The sequence below is a fragment of the Pseudomonas lactis genome (assembly GCF_001439845.1).
GTDB lineage: Bacteria > Pseudomonadota > Gammaproteobacteria > Pseudomonadales > Pseudomonadaceae > Aquipseudomonas > Aquipseudomonas lactis.
Map to the genome: position 1 here is coordinate 337,300 of NZ_JYLO01000007.1, position 21,808 is coordinate 359,107.

The window sequence follows — 21,808 nt, forward strand, 5'->3', positions numbered from 1 at the left end:
CTCCCTGTGACCCTCACAGGGAGCACTTCCCTTACACCAGCGTTGTCAGCGCCTCACGACTGAAGGGCAAGATGTCACCCTCGCGCCCTTCGCGCACCTTCACCGCCCAATCCGGGTCCACCAGCAATGCACGGCCCACTGCCACGAGGTCGAACTCATCGTTGTTCAGGCGCTCCAGCAGTTTCTCCAGGCTGGCAGGCTGGGCGACTTTGTCGGTGTTGACCATGAACTGCAGGAACTCGCCATCCAGGCCCACGCTGCCCACCGTGATAGTTGGGTTGCCGGTGAGCTGACGCGTCCAGCCGGCCAGGTTGAGGTCCGAGCCTTCAAATTCCGGCTCCCAGAAACGACGGGTGGAACAGTGGAAAATATCCACGCCAGCGTCAGACAATGGCTTGAGGAACTCACCCAACGCTTCAGGGCTTTGTACCAGGCGCGCGGTGTAGTCCTGCTGCTTCCACTGGGAGAAACGCAAGATGATCGGAAAATCCGGGCCGACAGCGGCGCGGGTCGCCTGGATCAGTTCGATGGCAAAGCGCGAGCGGTTGGCCAGGCTGCCACCGTATTCGTCGGTGCGCTGGTTGCTGCCTTCCCAGAAAAACTGGTCGACGAGGTAGCCGTGGGCACCGTGGATTTCCACGCCGTCCATGCCGATGGCCTGGGCATCCTTGGCGGCTTGGGCGAAGGCGTTGATCACCTCCTTGATGTCCTGTTTGGTCATGCCGTGCACAACGACATTGCCGTCCTTGAGCTTTTCCATCGGGCCATAAGCCGGCACACTGGCGTCAGGCTCGGTGCCGATACGGCGCACACTGCCCACATGCCACAGCTGCGGGACAATCTTGCCGCCTTCAGCGTGGACCGCATCGACCACTTTCTTCCAGCCAGCCAAGGCGGCTTCACCGTAAAAATGCGGCACGTTGGGGTAGCCGTTGGAGGCTGGATGATCGACCACCGTGCCTTCAGTGATGATCAAGCCCACACCGGCAGCGGCACGGCGACGGTAGTACTCGATGACTTTGGAGTTGGGTACGCCACCTGGGGAGAACGAACGGGTCATGGGCGCCATGACCACGCGGGTCGACAGTTGCAATGCACCGAGCTGGAAGGGTTTGAACAAGGCTTGGACGGGCATGGAACGCTCCACGGGGGACTGAATTTATGATGCGGATAATATGGAGAGCTTGCAGCGCTGAGTAGCACTATTGATCTAAATGATTAAGGGGTAAAAGCGGGACGCGGAGCGTCCAGGGTGGCATTCCCACGCAGAGCGTGGGAACGATCAACGCAGAGCGTGGGAACGATCAGGCCGTCACTGGCGTCAGCTCAGGGCTTTTTCGATGGCCTGGATGATGGAGGGATCTTCTGGGGGCGTACGGGGTGAGAAGCGCGCAAGTACGCGGCCATCTTTACCTAACAGGAATTTCTCGAAGTTCCAGGTGATATCCCCGGGGAATTCAGCGCCCTCGCCCGCCAGCAAGCGGTACAACTGGTGCCGATCAGGGCCGTTGACGTCGATCTTGCTGCCCAGTGGAAAGGTCACGCCATAGTTCAGGCTACAGAACTCGCGGATTTCTTCCTCGCTGCCCGGTTCCTGACCGGCAAACTGATTGCACGGCAAGCCGAGCACCGTAAACCCTTGGCCCTTGTACTGCTGGTAGAGGTTCTCCAACGCCGCGTATTGCGGGGTCAAACCACATTTGGACGCCACATTGACCACCAGCACGACTTGGCCCTTGAAAGGCGCCAGCGGTAGCGCTTGTCCGTCCAAGGCTTTGAGTTTCAGATCGTGGAAAGCACTCATGACGAACTCCAGATATCCCATGTTCTTTGCATTGCAGCCCTTCGGAGCTTACAACCGGCAAAGCTGCAATCATAGACGCCGATGACGAAACTCGCCTGCAGGTTACTGAGCGGTCGGCCAGGGCAAAATCGGAATCGCCGTCACCGCATTCTGCGGGCTGCCTTCGATCAGCCGGTCGCTGTAGACCAGATACACCAAGGTGTTGCGCTTCTTGTCGAGGAAACGCACGACCTGCATGGTCTTGAACACCAGGGAGGTGCGCTCCTTGAACACTTCGTCGCCGTCCTTGAGCTCACCCTTGAAGTGGATCGGGCCCACCTGGCGGCAGGCGATCGAGGCTTCGGCACGGTCTTCGGCCAGGCCCAGGCCGCCCTTTACGCCGCCGGTCTTGGCGCGGGACAGGTAGCACGTCACGCCATCGACCTTGGGGTCGTCAAACGCTTCGACCACAATCCGATCGTTGGGGCCGACGAACTTGAACACCGTCGACACCTGGCCGACCTCTTCGGCCGAGGCCAGCAGTGGCATGGCCAACAGCAGGCCGAGCAATCCCTTCATCACGCGCATCGTGTATTTCCTATGGTTAGACCAGGATCAGGTTGTCGCGGTGAACCAGTTCCGGTTCTGCCATATAACCCAAGAGTCCGACAATGGCGTCGGAGGGTTGTCCGATAATCTTCTGTGCTTCCAGGGCGCTGTAGTTGGCCAGGCCGCGCGCAATCTCGCGACCGTCTGGCGCAACGCACACCACCATCTCGCCACGGCGGAAGCTGCCCTGCACCAACTTCACACCCACCGGCAGCAGGCTCTTGTTGCCTTGGGACAACGCCGCTACTGCGCCTGCGTCCAGCACCAGGGTGCCACGGGTTTGCAGATGACCGGCCAGCCATTGCTTGCGCGCCGCCAGCATGCCGCGCTCCGGCGACAGCAACGTACCGATGCGCTCACCGGCCTTGAGGCGATCGAGCACGCGCTCCAGGCGCCCGCCGACGATGATGGTGTGGGCCCCCGAACGCGCGGCCAGGCGCGCAGCGCGCAGCTTGGTCTGCATGCCACCGCGACCCAGGGCACCGCCGACACTGCCGGCGACCGCATCCAGCGCCGGGTCATCGGCGCGGGCTTCATAGATAAGCTGGGCATCGGGGTTGTTGCGCGGGTCGGCGTCGAACATGCCATCGCGGTCGGTGAGGATCACCAGCAGGTCGGCCTCTACCAGATTGGCCACCAGGGCGGCCAGGGTGTCGTTGTCACCGAAGCGGATTTCGTCGGTGACCACGGTGTCGTTCTCGTTGATGACCGGGATGACCTTGAGCTCCACCAGCGCGCGCAAGGTGCTGCGGGCGTTGAGGTAGCGCTTGCGGTCGGACAGGTCGTCGTGGGTCAGCAGCACCTGCGCCGTGTGGCGGCCGTGCTCGGCAAAGCTGGATTCCCAGGCTTGCACCAGGCCCATCTGGCCGATGGCGGCGGCGGCTTGCAGTTCGTGCATCGCGCTGGGTCGCGCGGTCCAGCCGAGGCGGCTCATCCCGGCGGCAACCGCTCCGGACGACACCAGCACCAACTCAACGCCTGCTTCATGCAAGGCCACCATCTGCTCGACCCAGACGCTCATGGCTGCGCGATCCAGACCTTTGCCATCCGCCGTCAACAGCGCACTGCCGATTTTCACGACCCAACGCTGCGCACCTGTCACTTTGCTCCGCATCATCTTCAACCTTAGAGTGAGGGCCGCGCGACCCAGCGCTGCCCATAACGTTATACCCGGATACCAAAACGCCGCTCCAGGGAGCGGCGTTCAAGTTTATCGCAACGGATCAGTCACGCACGTAAATGATTTCCGGACCGTCTTCATCATCCACGTCTTCTTCGTCCCAATCATCGTCGCCGATGTCGTGGACCGACTTCACGCCGCTGCGACGCAGGGCACGCTGGTCGTCCAGGGCCTGCAACTGGGCGCGGGCTTCGTCTTCGATCTGCTGGTCGAGCTCGGCGAGTTCGGCCTTGTACACCGGGTCGGCCGCCAGGCGGTCGGCACGGTCTTCCAGGTAACGCATGATGTCGCGGGTCAGGCGCTCGGTGCCTTCTTTGGCGATGGCCGAGATGACGTAGACCGGACCTTCCCACTCCAGGCGATCAACGATCTCCTTGACGCGCTCTTCGTGCTCTTCTTCCAGGATCTGGTCGCACTTGTTCAGTACCAACCAGCGATCGCGCTCGGCCAGGGCCGGGCTGAACTTGGTCAGTTCGCTGACGATGACTTCGGCGGCATCGGCGGCACTGGTGTCATCCAGCGGCGCCATATCGACGAGGTGCAGCAGCAAACGGGTGCGGGACAAGTGCTTGAGGAAGCGGATACCCAGGCCTGCGCCGTCGGAAGCGCCTTCGATCAGGCCAGGAATGTCGGCAACCACGAAGCTTTTCCAGCGGTCTACGCTGACCACACCCAGGTTTGGCACCAGGGTCGTGAACGGGTAGTCGGCAACTTTCGGCTTGGCGGCCGATACCGAGCGAATGAAGGTACTTTTACCCGCGTTCGGCAGGCCCAGCAGGCCCACGTCCGCCAGTACTTTCATTTCCAGCTTGAGGTCACGCTGCTCGCCGGGCTTGCCCGGCGTGGTCTGGCGCGGTGCACGGTTGGTACTGGACTTGAAGCGGGTGTTACCCAGACCGTGCCAGCCGCCCTGCACAACCATCAGTTTCTGGCCGGCCTTGGTCAGGTCGCCAATTACTTCCTGGGTCGCGGAGTCGATGATCGTGGTGCCGACCGGTACGCGCAGTACCAGGTCTTCACCTTTTTTACCGGTGCAGTCGGTGCTGCCGCCGTTGGAGCCACGCTCGGCATCGAAGTGCCGGGTGTAACGGTAGTCGACCAGAGTGTTGAGGTTCTCGTCGGCCATCATGTAGATGGAACCGCCGTCACCGCCGTCACCGCCGTTCGGGCCACCGTTTTCGATGAATTTTTCGCGACGGAAACTCATGCAACCGTTACCGCCGTCGCCTGCTTTTACTCGGATGGAAACTTCATCAACGAACTTCATAACAAAACGCCTCTCGCCGCATGGACGAGCTTAAGAAACCAAGACATAAGACTCTTGCAAAAATGAGCGCAGCGACCTCAATCAGCGACCGCAAACCAGCGCCTGAGCTCATCACAGACAGCTTTGCAAGAGACTCACTCCACAAACGAAAAAGCCCCGTCGCAAGACAGGGCTTTTCCAGCGATCTCGCAATTAAGCTGCGACAACGCTCACGTAACGGCGGTTGAACGCGCCCTTTACTTCGAACTTGATCACGCCTTCGATTTTAGCGAAGAGGGTGTGATCTTTACCCATGCCAACACCGTAACCGGCGTGGAATTGGGTGCCGCGCTGACGCACGATGATGTTGCCCGGAATGATTTTCTGGCCGCCATACATCTTCACGCCAAGGCGTTTGGCTTCTGAGTCGCGACCGTTACGGGTACTACCACCAGCTTTTTTGTGTGCCATGAGTCAATTCTCCTAGTGAGGAATTAGGCTGAAATTAAGCCTGAATACCGGTGATTTTGATCTCGGTGTACCACTGGCGGTGGCCCATACGCTTCATGTGGTGCTTACGACGACGGAACTTGATGATGCGGACTTTATCGTGACGACCTTGGGAGATCACTTCAGCCACAACGGTAGCGCCAGCAACAACTGGAGCGCCGATGTTCACGTCATCGCCATTGGCGACCAACAGAACGCGATCAAAAGTAACGGATTCGCCAGTAGCGACTTCCAGTTTCTCGATCTTCAGGTATTCACCTGGGGCGACTTTGTATTGCTTGCCACCAGTAACAATTACTGCGTACGACATGGTATTTCTCCGATAATCCTGCTCACCCAGCGCTTTATAAGAAGAGGTATTGGCTGGCATGGCTGCATGGGATGGACGTCCCTAATGCAATTGCGTAAGGCAGGTGCTGCCCAGGAAGTTCAGGGTGCGCGATTGTACGCAAGGTAAAGAGGTGTTGCAAGGGGCCGTCTATCGCGCCTTGACACTGCGGGGTGAGGGTCCTAGCATGCCGCGCAACCCTTCTGGAGCGACTGTCGCTGATGCAACCCCAAGCTTTCTACCGCGCGGTCGCGGACGATTTTAGCGCCGTCGACGGCATCATCAAGCAGCAGCTGACGTCTAAAGTGCCGCTGGTCTCCAAAATTGGCGACTACATTACGTCGGCGGGCGGCAAACGCCTGCGTCCTTTATTAGTGTTGCTGTGCGGCAAGGCCCTGGGCCGTCAAGGCGACGACCTGCGCCTGCTGGCTGCCACCATCGAATTCCTGCACACCGCCACCCTGCTGCATGACGACGTGGTCGACATGTCCGGCATGCGCCGTGGTCGCGAGACCGCAAACGCGATGTGGGGCAACGCGCCCAGCGTGTTGGTGGGCGACTTCCTGTATTCGCGCTCGTTCGAAATGATGGTCGAGCTGGGCTCGATGCCCGTGATGAAGATTCTTTCACAGGCCACACGCATCATCGCCGAAGGCGAAGTGTTGCAGCTGTCCAAAGTCCGCGACGCCAGCACCACCGAAGAAACCTATATGGAAGTGATTCGCGGCAAAACCGCGATGCTCTTCGAAGCCTCTACCCACAGTGCCGCCGCGCTGTGTGGCGCCACCGCCGAACAGGCCGAGGCGCTGCGCACGTTCGGTGACCACCTGGGCGTGGCGTTCCAACTGGTGGATGACCTGCTCGATTACAAGGGCGACGCCGAAACCCTGGGCAAGAACGTCGGTGACGACCTGGCCGAGGGCAAGCCGACCTTGCCGCTGATCTACACCATGCGCGAAGGCACGCCGGAACAGGCCGCTCTGGTGCGCAAGGCGATCCAGAAAGGCGGGATCGAAGACCTGGAAGCCATCCGTGCCGCCGTGGAAGCCTCGGGTTCCCTGGAGTACACCGCGCAACTGGCGCGTGACTACGTGGCCCGTGCGATTACGTGTCTGGAAGCCCTGCCGGCCAGTGAATACCGGGATGCCCTGGTTGAGCTGAGTGAGTTTGCGGTCGCCCGTACTCACTGATTCCGCGCTGTTTAATGTGGGAGCTGGCTTGCCTGCGATAACTGGAGTGAATTCACTGCCACTATCGCAGGCAAGCCAGCTCCCACATTAGGACGAGTCCAACCCCATCCGCGTTTAAAACCCTATATAATGTGCGACTTTTAGCCATCCCTGACTTTCTAGGAGCTTTAGTGAGCACGTTGCCTCCCTGCCCCAAATGCAATTCCGAATACACCTACGAAGACGGCGCCCATCTGATCTGCCCGGAATGCGCCCATGAATGGTCCGCCACTGGCGAGGCCGAAGTGGTTGGCGATGAAACCGTGAAGAAAGACTCTGTGGGCAACGTCCTGCAGGACGGCGACACCATCACAGTGATCAAAGACCTCAAGGTCAAGGGCACTTCCCTGGTGGTCAAAGTCGGCACCAAGGTCAAGAACATCCGGCTGTGCGACGGCGACCACGATATCGATTGCAAGATCGACGGTATCGGCCCCATGAAGCTCAAGTCCGAGTTCGTGCGCAAAGTCTGATCCTGCTGCATTCCATCCCGCGCCCGCCGCGGGGTGGCGTTTTGCCCTCTGCGTTGATCGAACGCAATACCCACACAGAAAAAAACAGAAACTGCCAATAGACGCTTGCTATTCTACGAATAAGAATTATTCTCATTGAAACCCATCAAGGAGAACGACCATGACTTATTTGATAGATGCCTGGCTGGATCGCCCTCACCCTTACCTGCGAATCCTGCATCGGGAAACCGGTGAAGTCTGTGCGGTGCTTGAAGAAGAAGCGCTGAACGAGCTGCAGGACCAGGGCGATCTGGACGTCAATGGCCTGAGTTCCAGTGAGCCTGGGGTGCTGAAGGAAGTGGTGAGGAATCTGTTTCTGTTCTGCTATGCACGAGCGTTGCGCCCGGCGACGGAGCTTAATGGCAAGTTCCATCCATGAAGAAACTGGCAAATGCCTGTTGGGGCGAACGCGTTCGTCCCAACAGGTAACCAGCGGGTCTTACAGAACGTCGAGCAGCTCGACGTCGAATACCAGAACGCTGTGCGGCGGGATGCTGCCAACGCCTTGAGCGCCGTAAGCCAGTTCGCTCGGCACGTACAGGCGCCATTTGCTGCCGGCATTCATCAGTTGCAGGGCTTCGGTCCAGCCGGCGATCACGCCGCCAACCGGGAATTCTGCAGGCTGGCCGCGCTCGTAGGAGCTGTCGAACACAGTGCCGTCGATCAGGGTGCCGTGGTAGTGAGTACGCACTTGGTCTTCACGGGTCGGCTTGGCGCCGGTACCAGCCGTCAGCACTTCAAATTGCAGGCCGGAAGCCAGGGTGGTGATGCCATCACGCTTGGCGTTTTCCGCCAGGAAAGCCAGGCCAGCGCCTGCTGCAGCTTCAGCCTTGGCAGCGGCTTCGGCTTGCATGATTTCACGGATCACTTTGAAGCTGGCCGCCATTTGCTCTTGGTCAACACGGCTAGGCTTGCCTGCGAACGCGTCGGTCAGGCCGGCCAGGATCGCGTCCAGGCTGACGCCCGGTGGCGGGTTGTCACGCAGTTGGTCGCCCAACTGACGGCCGATACCGTAGCTGACGCGGGTTTCGTCGGTGGACAGATTAACTTCGGACATGAAGAGGCTCCGCTGTAGGACGCCACAGTTTCCCGCGCCGCCCAGAACTAAAAGGGCCCGCAGACTAGCACACATGAGCGGGCCGTGATCAGCCCCACCCCGGCTACCAAAGCGCCAGATCATAGGTCAGGTACAACCGGTAGTTGTCCCGGTCACTGGCATAGGTTGAGCGATAAGTGGCCTTGCGCACCTCCACACCCAGGCCTTTGAAGGTGCTGTCCTGAACCACGTACCGCAGATTCGTGTCGGATTCCCACTCCCGTGCCTCACGCCCTTTGAAGTCGCCGTTTTGCCCTTTGTAGTAGCGGGTCATGAAACTCAAGCCAGGCAGTACCGCCGCCAAGTCATAGTCGTAGCGCAGCATCCAGGTTTGCTCACCCGCCTGGATGAACTTGCCCACACCCGCGTTACTAAAGGAATACAACGTCGACACACTTGCATATGGCAACGCCGTCTCGCCACTGACTTTCTGATAGCCCACACCCAGCGCCTGCGCACCCAGGCGATAGGTAAACAGGCCGCTGAACATGTCACTGTCGACTGCACCGTTACGTGCCTCACCGGCTTCACTGCTGATGAAATAGCGCAAGTCGCTGGTCAGCGTGCCCCGGCCCAACGGCTGCTTATGCACAAGGCCGAAGAATTGCTGGCGGTAGAATTCGCGCATTTCGCCGTAGTACCACGTGCCACTGAGCTTTGGCGTAAAGGCGTAGGTGGCGCCAGCGAAATCGAAGTCACTGCCCTTCTTGCCACTGTAGCCCTGGGGATAAATATCCACGCTGTCGGTGGAGTTACGCAGCTTGAATTTATCCAGTTACCCGGCGTGCAGGTACAGGTCGCGAATGCCGGTGTATTCCACTTGAGTGCCCTGGAAGGTCTGCGGCAACAGGCGGCCATCGTTGTGCACCAGCACCGGGATCTTTGGCAGCAACGTACCGGTTTTCACCACCGCGTCGCCCCAGCGCAGCTTGGCCGTGACTCCCAGGCTGGAAAACTCGCTGGCCGCATGACCATCGTCATGCACCGGCAGCAAACCCGTGCCGGCGTGGGTCGGGCTGGAGTCCAGACGCAAGCCCGCCAGCCCCAGGGCATCCAGGCCAAACCCAACAGTGCCCTCGGTATAACCTGACTGCAGATTGAGCAGAAAGCCTTGGGCCCACTCCTTGCGGTCTTCGCCCCCGTCGCGGTAGCCGTCGTTGAAGTAGAAGTTACGCAAGGTCAATCGGCCTTGGGAATCCTCCCAGAACCCCTGGGCCATTACTGCAGGCGACAAGCTCGCTAGCAACCCCGCGGAGACTATTCCCCCCCTCGTGAAAAAATCACGCATAAACCGTTCCTCAATGCCGTGTTGTGTTTTTTTATGGGCAGTTGCGCAGGCGCGACAGGCTGGACGGCATGTCGCGTTGCAGCGGACACTAACGGCTCATCAACTGCCCCACAACGTTATGCGAGAAGCGCATCAGGCTATGCGTGAAGCACCCGCCGCCCTTGCCAACCGACAGGAAGAACACGGTGAATCTCAAGCAACTCGAAGCTTTCAAAGCGATCATGTCTACCGGCTCGACCATCGGTGCCGCGACACGCATGGGCCTCTCGCAATCGGCGGTCAGCCGCCTGCTGAGCCAGTTGGAAGAGCATGTGGGTTTTGCCCTGTTCCTGCGCAAGAAAGGCCGCCTGATGGCCACGCCAGAGGCCGAGGAACTGCTCACCGAAGTCGCCGGACTGGTCGATGGGATGCAGCGTATCCAGCGCCTGGCTGACGAGATGCGTGTAGGGCGTTCGCGCAAAAGCCTGCTCAAGGTCGCGGTACCCACCAGCATGACCCAGGAGCTGTTGCCACGCATCGTGGCGCAGTTTCTCAAGGAGCATGACGACATTGTCGTGGAACTGCTGACCGGTTCTTACGACACGATCGAGCGTGCGGTGCTGGACCGTTCCGCCGACCTGGGCTTTGTACGCCTGCCCACGGAAATACCTGACTTCGATGTCGAGCCGGTGCTACAAACCGAAGGCGTCTGCGTGATGCCCGCCGACCATCCGCTGACCCGTCACGCCTGCATCCAAGTGCAGCACCTGCGCGATGTGCCGTTGGTGATGCTCGGCCGGCAACGCGCATTGCGGGCCGAGCTGAACCAGGTGTTTCGTGCCGCCAACCTCACACCGCAGGTGCGGGTCGAGGTGCACTCGGTCGGGGCAGCGTGCAGCTTCGTTGCCGAGGGCCTGGGGGTGTCGATCGTCAATGGTCTGCTGGCCAGCCACTTCCGGCATTTGCCCATCGTCACCCGCCCGTTTCGCCCGGCGCTGCCCTACGCATTCGGCCTGGCGTTTCGCGCCAATGAGCCGCGCTCGCAACTGGTACACGCGTTTGCCGAGCACCTCAAGCAGGGTCTGGCCGCACAAAACGCATAGCCCAACCCACCCCACGCATAACGTTGTCGTCGCGAAAACTTTGCCCTAGTGTCCGCCCCACACGTGTCACCCCTATAACAATAACGGCGCACGCCGGGGCCACTAGCATGAGCGAATCCCAGAGCATCCCTACCCAAGCAGCGGTGGGAAATACCACGCAACGCAAGCAGATCAATCCCGCCATCATCCTGCTGAGCATCGTCCTGCTCGCAGTGGCGTTTACCTACGCGGTGAACTCGGGCACGTTCCAGCGCCAGAATGGCCTGGTGATACCGGGCTCTTACCAGGTGCTGGAAAAACACGACTCCCTGGGCCAACTGTTCAGCCTGGAGCCGCGCAAAGCCGGCGACACCGTGGCCCGCCCGGTGTCCTTGGTGGAAGGTTTCATGGCCATTCCCCAGGGCATCGAGAAACGTGCGGCGCTGATTTTCATGGTGCTGTTCATCGGTGGCATGTTCGGGGTGCTGAACAAGGCCGGAGTGATCGACGCCGGGCTGGAACGCATGCTGGGGCTGACCCGGGGTAATATCTACGTGCTGGTGCCATGCCTGATGCTGGTGTTTTCCGCCGGCAGTACCTTCATGGGGCTGGCCAAGGAATTTATCCTCATCGTGCCGTTGATGGTTGCCATGGCTAATCGGCTGGGGCTGTCGAACCTGATCGGGCTGGCCATCGTCACGATCTCGGTGAAGATCGGCTACCTGGCTTCTATTTCCAATCCCGTGGCGCAGCCGATGGTCGGGCTGCCGATCTTCAGTGGCCTGAGCATGCGTGTGCTCGCCTACTGCAGCTTCCTGCTGGTGGGCATTGCCTTCGTGCTGTGGAGTATTCGCAAGCACGGTTACGATGCCACGGCGCAGATCACTTTCGAAAGTACGCCGTTGCCCCTTCGCCATCTGATCAACCTGATCGTACTGCTGACGGGCATCGCTTTCCTGGTCTACGCCTCCAACCGCTGGGGCTGGAAATACCATGAGCTGTCGGCGTTCTACCTGCTGCTGACGCTGGCCTTCAGTGTGATCGCCGGGCTCGGCGCGAGCACTGCTGCCAGTGCCTTTGTCGATGGAATGAAGAAGGTGCTGATCGCCGGCGTGTTGATCGGCCTGGCCACCGCCGTAGAGATCATCCTCAGTACCGGCCAGGTACTGGACACCATCGTCAACAGCCTGGCCAACCTGGTGGGCGACCACGGCCCGATCGTGTCGGCCTATGGCATGTTCTTCGCGCAACTGGGGCTCGATGTACTGATCCCATCCACCTCAGGCCAGGCGGCGGTGACCATGCCGATCTTCGGGCCCTTGGGCCAGTTGTCCGGCGTCAGCCCGCAGACCACGGTGTTCGCATTCTTGATGGGCAACGGCCTGACCAACATGATCACCCCCACCTCCAGCGGCCTGCTGGTGCTGTTGGCCACCGCCAATGTCGGCTGGGGCCAATGGGCGCGTTACATCCTGCCGCTGTTCCTGATCTACGCCGTGCTGGCGATGGTGTTGCTGGCCATTGCGGTGACGAGCGGGTACTGAATCGATGAGTGTTATCTGCATGCAAATTCTGCCTGACCAAATGATCCCGATGCGTGACGGCATCTACCTGGCCACCGATATCTACCTGCCAGCGGGCGGCAAAGGGCCGTTTCCGGTAGTGATCGAACGCACGCCCTACGACAAAAGCAAGCCCTCGCGCTCGGAAAAACAGCTCGACGGCCAACACATCTCCCGTGCACAAATAGCCGCACGGTTTACCGAGCAGGGCTTTGTCGCGATCTTCCAGGACTGCCGTGGGCGCTACGCCTCCGAAGGCACGTTCACCAAATACACGGCCGAGGGTGAGGACGGTTTCGACACCCTGGCCTGGATCGTCCAACAGCCCTGGTGCAACGGCAGGATCGGCAGCATGGGCCTGTCCTACGCGGCCCACACGCAGTTGGCGATGGCCTGCCTGCACCCACCGGGCCTTGGCAGCATGGTGCTGGACAGCGGCGGCTTCGCCAATGCTTACCAGTGCGGGATTCGCCAAGGCGGCGCCTTTGAACTCAAGCAAGCGACCTGGGCCTTTCGCCAGGCCAAGGAAAGCCCGGCGGCCCTGGCCAACCCTCAGATTCGTGAGGCGTTAGAGCAAGAGGATATCCATCAGTGGTTCACGCGCATGCCATGGCAACCCGGCCAATCGCCGCTTCGCCACGTGCCGGAATACGAAACCTATGTGTTGGACCAATGGGCCCAGGGCACCTTCAGTGAATATTGGCAACAGTCCGGCATCTACGCCGAAGGCCACTACGCGCAACTGCCCGATATCCCGGTACTGTTCATGTCCAGCTGGTACGACGCCTACGTCAGCTCGACCCTGGCCAACTACCGCGCCTTCACCCAGAACGGCACTGCCCGCCAGCGGTTGGTGATGGGCCCATGGCTGCATGGCGACCGCAATATCAGCCACAGCGGCGATGTGGAGTTCGGCCAGCAAGCCACCTTCGATGGGCAGGTCGATCAGGATTGGCTCAGTTGCCGCCTGGCGTGGTTCGAGCATTCCCTCAAACCATCGCCTCACACCACGACGGCCAGCGTGCAGGTGTTCCTGATGGGCGGTGGCAGCGGTAACCGCGATGAGAACGGACGTTTGCAGCATGGCGGCCGCTGGCTGCACACCACGCAATGGCCACTCCCCGGCAGCCAGACATTGACCCTCTACCTGAATGCACACAGGCAGTTGAGCCGCACGGCACCTGTCGAGGCTGACGCCCACTTGAGTTACCGCGCCGACCCCGCCCACCCGGTCCCGACCATCGGCGGCGCGCTGACCTCCGGCGCCCCTGTGTTTGTTGGCGGGGCCTTCGACCAACGGGAGCGTCCCGACTTTTTCGGCACCCAAGGGGATAACCGCCCCCTGGCTCAGCGCGATGACGTTCTGGTGTTCCAGACCGAGCCTCTGGACGACGACCTGATCGTCGCCGGTGACGTGCAGATCGAGCTGTGGATCGACAGCGATGCTCCCGACACCGACTTCACCGCCAAGCTGGTGGACGTGTACCCGCCCAGCGCCGACTACCCCGAGGGCTTTGCGATGAACATCACCGACGGCATCCGCCGCTGCCGTTATCGCGACTCATGGGAACAGCCGACGGCCCTGAATCCCGGCGAACGGGTCAAGGTGCTGATCGAACCTTTCGCCACCTGCAACCTGTTCAAGCGCGGCCATCGGTTGCGCCTGGATATCGCCAGCAGCAACTTCCCGCGCTTTGACGTCAACCCCAACAGCGGCGAGCCTTCAGGCCAAGCCAGCCACCCTCGGGTTGCCCACAATAGGGTGCACCTGAGCCACGCCGCCGCCTCCTGCCTCAGGCTTACCGTGGTGCCCAACACGGCGGAGTCCTGAGCGCATCGGATCGCCATTGCGGCACGATAATGGCGCCCCTTCGTCACCCCGCAAGAAAAGTACTTCAGAATCATCCTTTGCCGCCGATACAGCCCTACACATCTTGGCTGGCTCAAACAACAACACACCGTCCAGCAGACAGACATCACTCTTCAAGGAGCTTTCGATGAACAGCTGGTTCGGTAACATCAGTGTCAATCTCAAACTCGGCCTGGGCTTCGGCCTGGTGTTGGTCCTCACTTCAGTCCTGGCGCTGACGGGCTGGACCAGCCTGGGCGGCTTGATCGACCGTAGCAATTGGATGAGCGACATCACTCAGCTCAACGCCTCGTTGACCAAGCTGCGTATCGTGCGCTTGCAATACATGCTGGCCAATGGCGACGAAGCCGTGGCGCAGAACGTGCAGACCAGCCTCGATGCCTTCGCCGCCCAGCAACAGAAGCTGCTGGACAGCTTCAAGAGCCCGGAAAACCTCAAGCTGCTCAATGAGCAGAAAGACGTGATCACCGCCTACCGCCAGTCCCTGAGCAAAATGCGCGAGGCCTATCGCAATGGCAACGCTGCGCGCGATGTCATGGGCGCCAAGGCCGACATCGCCAACGCACAAATCAATGCGCTGGAAACTAGTGTGCAGCAGTCACCCGAGAGCCCGGAACGCTTCACGCAGTTTGTGGCCGTGACCCAGGCCAAGAACGAATTCCTGCAGGCTCGCTACGAAGTGCGCGGCTATACCAATAGCCCCAACGCAGAAACCGAAGCGCGCGCGGCTACACAGCTGGAGAAAGCTGTTGCGGGTTTGAAAGGCCTCAGCGTTGCATTCGGTACTGGACAGCAAAGCGCATTGTCCGCACTGGAAACCGCCCTCGTTGCTTATCGCAGTGCGGTACAGAGCTACAAAGCGGCCAACGCCAATATCGTCACCGCCCGTGCCGAAATGACCACCCAGGGCGCCGATATCGTGACGATCAGCGACAAGCTGTACGACATCCAACTGGAACGTCGCGACGCTGAAAGCACCCAGGCCCGCAGCCTGCAGTTGATCAGCACCTTGCTGGCCCTGTTGGTCGGCGTGATTGCCGCGTGGGTGATCACGCGCCAGATCACCCGTCCGATCCAGGAAACGCTGGCCGTGGTGGAACGCATCGCTTCGGGCGACCTGAGCCACAACATCCAGGTGACCCGTCGTGACGAACTGGGCGTGTTGCAGCAAGGCATCCAGCGCATGGGCACCACCCTGCGCGAGCTGATCAGCGGCATTCGCGACGGCGTCACTCAGATCGCCAGCGCCGCCGAAGAGTTGTCAGCCGTGACCGAGCAAACCAGCGCCGGTGTGAACAGCCAGAAGATCGAGACCGATCAGGTCGCCACCGCCATGCATGAAATGACCGCCACCGTGCAGGAAGTCGCGCGTAATGCCGAGCAGGCTTCCCAAGCCGCTTCCGACGCCGACGGCCAAGCCCGCGAAGGCGATAAAGTGGTGGCTGAAGCCATCGCCCAGATCGAACGCCTGGCGGCCGAAGTGGCGCGCTCCACCGACGCCATGACGCACCTGCAACAAGAGAGCAACAAGATCGGCAGCGTGATGGACGTGATCAAGGCCGTGGCCGAACAGACCAACCTGCTGGCCCTCAACGCCGCCATTGAAGCTGCGCGTGCCGGTGAAGCCGGCCGTGGCTTTGCCGTGGTCGCCGACGAAGTACGCGGCCTGGCCCAGCGTACACAGAAATCCACCGAGGAAATCGAAGGCCTGGTGGCAGGCTTGCAGAACGGCACCCAACAAGTCGCCAGCGTGATGAACAACAGCCGCAGCCTGACCGACAGCAGCGTCGAACTGACGCGCAAGGCCGGGGTATCCTTGGAAAACATCACCCGCACCGTGTCGAATATCCAGTCGATGAACCAGCAGATCGCAGCGGCCGCCGAACAGCAAAGCGCCGTGGCGGAAGAGATCAGCCGCAGTATCGTGAATGTGCGGGACGTGTCCGAGCAGACCGCTACGGCCAGTGATGAGACGGCCAAATCGAGTGTGGAGCTGGCACGGTTGGGTAGCCAGTTGCAGCAGATGGTCAGTCATTTCCGGGTTTAAAAAACCAAAAAAGCCGCCTCAATTTAAGCCGAGGCGGCTCCACTTCTCAGACCTTACAGGTCATCAAAGCTGTCCCGCAGGAATGTCCACACGTGATAAACACGTAGAGCATTCACTACGAGGTTCCACGTACGTCGTGCAAACTTAGACATACTCGGCCCTCCTTGAGTTGGGCCTTACCTCCAGCGCACTTACCGGAACACGTGAGCCTTTGGACGCGGGTCAATGCGTCCTTTGAGGTGGCCGGGCCAGTGGTCCTTCCGCATCAATCCGGCACGGATTACTAGCCCGTGGCGGTCGGTCCAGAATTCGCGCGCATACCCGGCCCACCCAAAAGCGACAAACGCAGAACGGGGAAGATCCTAACCAACATTCCCGTCTAAGGTGTGTCCAACAGTGGTCAAATATCCAGTATCGCCCGATAGATTCATTGCAAGCTTTTGCAATCAAGTCAGGCAAGAGAAAGATGCCTAAAGTATCCATGCCGGCCATCGTTCCGTGTTGCGTGAAGACGTGACCGGCGGTAGTATCCACGTGCGGGTCAATGCGTCCTTTGAGATAGCAAACCCCAGCCACTCACTGGGTTTGCAATAAAAAACCGCCCTACTAAGGCGGTTTTTTATTGCCTGCCATTTGCCACTCAGCCCTCGCTGTCCTCGACAAACACCAGCCGATTCCCAAACGGATCGCGGATGCTCATTTCCCGCGTCCCCCAAGGCGTATCTTCAACCCCTGGCTTGGCATAACGGTACGCTTTGCCCAGCAACTGCTGCTGATACACGTCGACCCCTTGGGCCTGGATCCGCACGGCCGCCCCTGGCGAAGCATCGCCATGATGCTCGGACAAATGCAGCACACACTCCCCCAGCGACACTTGCAGGTACAAAGGGAAATTCGCCTCGAAGCGATGCTGCCAATCAACCTTGAACCCCAGAAAATCGACGTAGAACTCCAACGCCTTGGCCTCGTCGAAAATCCGCAGGATGGGGGTGACTTTTCCTAAGTGCATGGCAACAGCTCCATCTAAAAGAACCCCAACTATAGAGACGAAAACCCGCCACGCAAATCCCCGTTGCGCGCCAGGAACCGGCCTGCTCTCGCGCCGTTCGCCTGCCCATCGCGATAGCTCAATACGCCATTGACCCACACGCCATCAATCCCTTCAGCTGCGCGCTGCGGTGCGGTGAAATCCGCCACATCCCGCACCCGCAGGGGGTCGAACAACACCAGGTCAGCCCAGTAGCCTTCACGGATCTCGCCACGCTCGGCCAGCCCAAAACGCGCCGCCGACAAGCCGGTCATCTTGTGCACCGCCGTGTGCAAAGGGAACAAACCGACATCCCGACTGAAATGCCCGAGTACCCGTGGGAAGGCCCCCCACAAGCGTGGATGAGGAAACGGGTCTTCAGGCAAGCCGTCCGAGCCCACCATCGACAACGGATGCGCGAGGATGCGCCGAACGTCGGCCTCATCCATCCCGTAATACACCGCCCCTGCCGGCTGTAAACGGCGAGCGGCCTCCAACAGCGAAACGTTCCACTCGCCAGCGATGTCCTGCAAATCGCGCCCGCCCATGTGCGGGTGCGGTGTCGACCAGGTAATGGTGATGCGAAACGCGTCGGTCACTTGCTTGAGGTCCAGAGTCGAGGAGCTGGCTGCATAAGGATAGCAATCACAGCCCACCGGATGATCTTTGGCCGCCGCTTCCAAGGCCGCTAACAGCTGTGGGCTGCGCCCCCAATTACCGGCGCCGGCGCATTTAAGATGGGAAATGATCACCGGCACCCTCGCCTCTCGGCCGATCAAGAACGCTTCATCCATCGCCTCCAGCACCGGTTCGAACTCGCTGCGCAGGTGAGTGGTGTAGACCGCGCCGTAGGCCGTCAACTCTTGGGTGAGTTGCAGCACTTCATCGGTCTCGGCGTTGAACGCGCTGGCGTAGGCCAGGCCTGTGGATAAACCCAGGGCACCGGCCTCCAGGCTTTCCTGCAACTGCACGCGCATGGCCGCGATTTCATAGGGTGTGGCGGTGCGGTGCAGGTCGTCCATATGGTTGCTGCGCAGCGCCGTGTGGCCGATCAACGCGGCGACGTTCACCGCCGGGCAGGCTCGTTGCACCGCGGCGCGGTAGTCGGCAAACCGTGGATAAGAGAACGCTTCGCGGCTGCCCAGCAAGTTCATCGGGTCTGGCGGGTCGCTGCGCAAACTGACCGGCGCGGCGCTGATGCCACAGTTGCCGACAATCACCGTGGTCACGCCCTGGCTGAGCTTGGGCAGCATCTGCGGCTGGCGGATCACCACCGTGTCATCGTGGGTGTGCACGTCGATAAAGCCCGGCGCCAATACTCGGCCATGGGCGTCGATGACCTGCTCGGCCTGGGCTGTGGACAAGTCGCCAATCGTGCGGATGCGCCCTGCGTGCACGCCCACATCGGCGACATACCCTGGGGTGTTACTGCCATCGATGATCAGCGCCTGGCGAATCAACGTGTCGTACTTCATATCAGTCTCCAAGCGGCAGGCTGCCAGGGCCGCCGCGGTAATCGTCCAGGGCCAGTTTGATCCGGCGCAGGCGTTCCTGGTTATCGTCCGGCAGGGCCAGCGCCAACTCAGTGGCGAGCAGGTCGATAGCCAGCAGCATGCCGTAGCGGGCCGCAGTAGGCTTGTAGATAAAACTGGTTTCCGCCGATTGCAGCGGCAGCACGACATCTGCCAACTGCGCCAGGGGCGAATCGGCAAGGGTGATGGCAATGATCCGCGCGTCGTAGTTGCGCGCCAGCGTCACCACTTCAAGTAATTCAGGGGTCAGGCCCGTGAGCGAGCAGACAATGACGGCATGTTCGGGCCCCAGGGTCGCCGCCGTGACACGCATCATCACCGGGTCATGGCTGGCGGCAATCGGATAACCCAGCCGCACCAGGCGCACCTGCAACTCATCGCTGCACAGGCTCGACGGCCCGCCCATGCCGAACGCATGGATCATCCGCGCCTTGCCCAACAGCTTGACCGCATCGCCAAAACTGCGCTGGTTGAAACCCGACAGGTGCTGACGCAACGTCGCCTCGATGTCCCCCAGGATCTGCCGATGAAACGCTGACTGTTCTGGCTTGCCCGCCGGGTCGAGAAAGCGGCTGCCCACACCACTGGCCTGGGCCAATTGCAGGCGCAAATCGCGCAAGTCACGGCAGCCCACGCTGCGGGCAAAGCGTGACAAGGTGGCGGTACTTACCTCAGCCCGTTGCGACAGTTCCTCCAGGCTGGCGGAGGCGGCAAAGCCCACATCCTCAAGCATCAGCTTGGCGATACGCCCTTCGCCGGCACTGAAAGCGTCCTGGCGGGCGCGGATCTGATAGAGGATGTCCATGGGGGCTCCGGGTTACAGGCTCATAAAACAAGGGACAGACCGTAGGTCAGGCCGAAGGCGACCAGCGAAATCAAGGTCTCCAGTACGGTCCAGGTCTTGAAGGTCTGGATAACCGTCATATTGAAGTATTCCTTGATCAGCCAGAAGCCGCCGTCGTTCACGTGGGAAAAGATCACCGAGCCTGCACCGGTCGCCAGCACCAGCAATTCAGGGTGTGGATAACCCAGGCCCAAGGCGACCGGCGCGACTACCCCGGACGCGGTGGTCATGGCCACCGTGGCCGAGCCGGTAGCAACGCGCATCAACGCGGCGAACAACCAGCCCATCACCAGCGGCGACAACTGGAACGCATGGGCCAGGCCGAGGATTTCATGGGTGACCCCGGCATCCACCAGGATGCGGTTCAACCCGCCGCCCGCGCCCACCAGCAAGGTGATGCTGGCGGTCGGCGCCAGGCATTCGTTGGTGAACTTGAGGATCGACTCGCGGTTAAAGCCCTGGGCCAGGCCCAAGGTCCAGAAGCTCACCAGGGTCGCCACCAACAGGGCGATCACCGAGTTGCCGATAAACAACAGGAACTGGTTGAACCCGCTGCCCGGCGTGGAAATCACGTTGGCCCAGCCGCCGATCATCATCAACACCACCGGCAACAGGATAGTGCCCATGGTCAGCGCAAAACTGGGCAGGCGCGTACGCGGTTCACGCTCGATAAACTGGCGCTCCAGCGGGTTTTCCGCTGGCAAGTGAATGTGCGGCACGATGAATTTGGCGTAGACGGGCCCGGCAATGATCGCCGTGGGGATGCCAATCAGGATCGCATACAGCACCGTCTGCCCGACCGAGGCGTTATAGGCCAGCACCGCCATCATTGCCGCTGGGTGCGGCGGCACCAACGCATGCACCACCGACAGGCCAGCGACCATCGGCAGCCCGACCATCAGGATCGACACGCCCACGCGCCGCGCCACGGTAAAGGCAATCGGCACCAGCAACACAAAGCCGACCTCGAAAAACAGCGGCAGCCCCACCAGGAATGCAATACACACCATCGCCCAGTGGGCATTGCGCTCACCGAAGCGGTTGATCAGCGTGCGCGCCACCTGCTCGGCGCCGCCCGACTCGGCCATCATCTTGCCGAGCATGGTGCCCAGCGCCACCACCAGGGCGATATGCCCCAGGGTCTTGCCGACACCCGCCTCGTACGAACCCATGATGGTGTCCGCTGGCATCCCGGCCATCAGCGCCAGGCCGATGGACACCAGGGTAATCACGATAAAGGGATTGAGTCGGTAGCGTGCAATCAGCACGATCAATGCAATGATGGCGATGGCAGCGTATGCCAACAGCCCGAAGCCCGGTAATGCGGCCATGCGGTACTCCTCGGAAAGGGTCACGTCGAATAGGTTGTGAAACTCATAAATCATTCCCGAGGAGGATTTTCAATTTTTATGAAAGTAATTTTCGCCCACGGATAAGCGCTGTCGCTTGGGGATATGCCCGACGTTAACGGATGAAAATTCGAGGGGTGTTCTTACATGAAGATCAGAGAAGGCGGAAACTCAAACGCCGCCCTTGAGTCATAGACTGCGCATCCACTGCCCAGGAAACCGCTCATGATTCGCACCACAATTGCCGCCAGCGTCCTGCTCTTGTGCGGCAGTGCTTATGCCGCCGACAACCCTGCCTTGAAAAAATGCATGGACAGCGCCAATACCACCGCAGACATGGTCAATTGCAATGCCAAGCAAACCAAGGTGCAGGACGACCGCCTGAACCGCGCCTACAAGACCGCCCTCGCCGCCCAGGAAGGCGCGCGCAAACAACAACTGCAAGACGTGCAGCGCCTGTGGATCAAATACCGCGACGCCAATTGCGCCTTCGCAGGCAGCGCCACCGGCGGCACGATTGATCAGGTCAATGGCACAGGCTGCGTGCTGGACATGACCCAAACCCGTGCCCAGGAGCTGGAAGACCTGGTCGGCCCGTAATCGCGACCTTGCCCCCTGTAGGAGCGAGCTTGCTCGCGAAAAACCCGAGAACGCCGCAGTGCATCAGAATGCCCGCGTTATCGTTGACGATTTTCGCGAGCAAGAACTAGGCGTCCCCCTCGCTCCTACAGAGGT

The 21,808-nt window shown here is 60.6% G+C and carries 19 protein-coding genes and 3 pseudogenes; 9 read left to right on the forward strand and 13 right to left on the reverse strand.

Translation table 11 applies throughout. The annotated features are described in order from the left end of the window. Window positions 1-31 precede the first annotated feature (31 nt). The 7 genes from TX24_RS14120 to rplU form a co-directional block, all read right to left on the reverse strand. Window positions 32-1,135 carry an NADH:flavin oxidoreductase gene (locus tag TX24_RS14120; protein WP_057710539.1) on the reverse strand — a complete coding sequence of 368 codons (1,104 nt, stop codon included), beginning with the start codon at window positions 1,133-1,135 and terminating at the stop codon, window positions 32-34. A 186-nt stretch (window positions 1,136-1,321) separates the two neighbouring features. Further along, window positions 1,322-1,804 carry a glutathione peroxidase gene (locus TX24_RS14125; protein ID WP_003194081.1) on the reverse strand — a complete coding sequence of 161 codons (483 nt, stop codon included), beginning with the start codon at window positions 1,802-1,804 and terminating at the stop codon, window positions 1,322-1,324. A gap of 102 nt (window positions 1,805-1,906) precedes the next feature. Then, a complete protein-coding gene (locus TX24_RS14130; RefSeq protein ID WP_003194082.1) occupies window positions 1,907-2,371 on the reverse strand; it encodes a CreA family protein in 465 nt (154 codons plus the stop codon). 16 nt (window positions 2,372-2,387) lie between these two features. Beyond that, complete coding sequence (proB, locus tag TX24_RS14135) at window positions 2,388-3,506, reverse strand: glutamate 5-kinase (RefSeq protein WP_003194083.1); 1,119 nt, start codon at window positions 3,504-3,506, stop codon at window positions 2,388-2,390. Window positions 3,507-3,615: 109 nt separating this feature from the next. Then, entirely contained in the window at window positions 3,616-4,839 is a 1,224-nt protein-coding gene (gene cgtA, locus TX24_RS14140; RefSeq protein ID WP_003194084.1) for an Obg family GTPase CgtA, read from the reverse strand. A gap of 192 nt (window positions 4,840-5,031) precedes the next feature. Then, on the reverse strand, window positions 5,032-5,289 hold the full coding sequence (gene rpmA, locus TX24_RS14145; RefSeq protein ID WP_003176049.1) for a 50S ribosomal protein L27: 258 nt from the start codon (window positions 5,287-5,289) through the stop codon (window positions 5,032-5,034). Between the two features lie 34 nt (window positions 5,290-5,323). Beyond that, window positions 5,324-5,638, reverse strand: coding sequence for a 50S ribosomal protein L21 (gene rplU, locus TX24_RS14150; RefSeq protein WP_007950961.1), 315 nt, complete (start codon window positions 5,636-5,638; stop codon window positions 5,324-5,326). A 239-nt stretch (window positions 5,639-5,877) separates the two neighbouring features. On the opposite strand from rplU, the gene TX24_RS14155 reads away from it, so the two are divergent. The 3 genes from TX24_RS14155 (at window position 5,878) to TX24_RS14165 (ending at window position 7,776) form a co-directional block, all read left to right on the forward strand. Beyond that, window positions 5,878-6,846: a polyprenyl synthetase family protein gene (locus TX24_RS14155; protein ID WP_003194086.1), complete on the forward strand. Its 969-nt coding sequence runs from the start codon at window positions 5,878-5,880 to the stop codon at window positions 6,844-6,846. Window positions 6,847-7,016: 170 nt separating this feature from the next. Continuing rightward, window positions 7,017-7,358, forward strand: coding sequence for a zinc ribbon domain-containing protein YjdM (locus TX24_RS14160; RefSeq protein ID WP_057710540.1), 342 nt, complete (start codon window positions 7,017-7,019; stop codon window positions 7,356-7,358). Between the two features lie 160 nt (window positions 7,359-7,518). Next, window positions 7,519-7,776, forward strand: coding sequence for a PA4570 family protein (locus tag TX24_RS14165; protein ID WP_003194088.1), 258 nt, complete (start codon window positions 7,519-7,521; stop codon window positions 7,774-7,776). 60 nt (window positions 7,777-7,836) lie between these two features. Here the strand turns inward: TX24_RS14165 and TX24_RS14170 are convergent, their stop codons facing one another. Both TX24_RS14170 and TX24_RS14175 read right to left on the reverse strand, forming a co-directional pair. Continuing rightward, window positions 7,837-8,454 carry a BamJ family beta-barrel-assembly machinery protein gene (locus TX24_RS14170; protein ID WP_003194089.1) on the reverse strand — a complete coding sequence of 206 codons (618 nt, stop codon included), beginning with the start codon at window positions 8,452-8,454 and terminating at the stop codon, window positions 7,837-7,839. Window positions 8,455-8,557: 103 nt separating this feature from the next. Then, a pseudogene (locus TX24_RS14175) lies at window positions 8,558-9,781 on the reverse strand (OprD family porin). Between the two features lie 185 nt (window positions 9,782-9,966). On the opposite strand from TX24_RS14175, the gene TX24_RS14180 reads away from it, so the two are divergent. The 5 genes and pseudogenes from TX24_RS14180 to TX24_RS32940 form a co-directional block, all read left to right on the forward strand. After that, window positions 9,967-10,863 carry a LysR family transcriptional regulator gene (locus TX24_RS14180; RefSeq protein WP_034133650.1) on the forward strand — a complete coding sequence of 299 codons (897 nt, stop codon included), beginning with the start codon at window positions 9,967-9,969 and terminating at the stop codon, window positions 10,861-10,863. A 107-nt stretch (window positions 10,864-10,970) separates the two neighbouring features. Then, entirely contained in the window at window positions 10,971-12,386 is a 1,416-nt protein-coding gene (locus TX24_RS14185; protein ID WP_057710541.1) for a YfcC family protein, read from the forward strand. 19 nt (window positions 12,387-12,405) lie between these two features. After that, window positions 12,406-14,235, forward strand: coding sequence for a CocE/NonD family hydrolase (locus tag TX24_RS14190; RefSeq protein WP_057710542.1), 1,830 nt, complete (start codon window positions 12,406-12,408; stop codon window positions 14,233-14,235). Window positions 14,236-14,401: 166 nt separating this feature from the next. Continuing rightward, a pseudogene (locus tag TX24_RS32935) lies at window positions 14,402-15,466 on the forward strand (methyl-accepting chemotaxis protein); the annotation flags it as partial. A gap of 258 nt (window positions 15,467-15,724) precedes the next feature. Next, window positions 15,725-16,321, forward strand: a pseudogene (locus TX24_RS32940) (methyl-accepting chemotaxis protein); the annotation flags it as partial. Window positions 16,322-16,961: 640 nt separating this feature from the next. On the opposite strand, the gene TX24_RS14200 reads toward TX24_RS32940, so the two are convergent. From TX24_RS14200 to TX24_RS14215, 4 genes are read right to left on the reverse strand one after another with little or no spacing between them, the layout of a single operon-like run. Next, window positions 16,962-17,330 (reverse strand): glyoxalase superfamily protein, encoded by a 369-nt coding sequence (locus TX24_RS14200; protein WP_057710544.1) that lies wholly within the window; start codon window positions 17,328-17,330, stop codon window positions 16,962-16,964. Between the two features lie 29 nt (window positions 17,331-17,359). Continuing rightward, window positions 17,360-18,823, reverse strand: a complete 1,464-nt coding sequence (locus tag TX24_RS14205) for an N-acyl-D-amino-acid deacylase family protein (protein WP_057710545.1) — start codon at window positions 18,821-18,823, stop codon at window positions 17,360-17,362. A gap of 1 nt (window position 18,824) precedes the next feature. Beyond that, entirely contained in the window at window positions 18,825-19,685 is an 861-nt protein-coding gene (locus tag TX24_RS14210; protein WP_003194093.1) for a MurR/RpiR family transcriptional regulator, read from the reverse strand. Window positions 19,686-19,705: 20 nt separating this feature from the next. After that, on the reverse strand, window positions 19,706-21,109 hold the full coding sequence (locus TX24_RS14215) for a GntT/GntP/DsdX family permease (RefSeq protein WP_057710546.1): 1,404 nt from the start codon (window positions 21,107-21,109) through the stop codon (window positions 19,706-19,708). A 189-nt stretch (window positions 21,110-21,298) separates the two neighbouring features. Between TX24_RS14215 and TX24_RS14220 the strand changes: the two genes are divergently transcribed. Beyond that, the gene (locus TX24_RS14220) at window positions 21,299-21,673 is read left to right on the forward strand and encodes a lysozyme inhibitor LprI family protein (protein WP_057710547.1); all 375 of its coding nucleotides are present in this window, start codon (window positions 21,299-21,301) and stop codon (window positions 21,671-21,673) included. The last annotated feature ends 135 nt before the right edge of the window (window positions 21,674-21,808 follow it).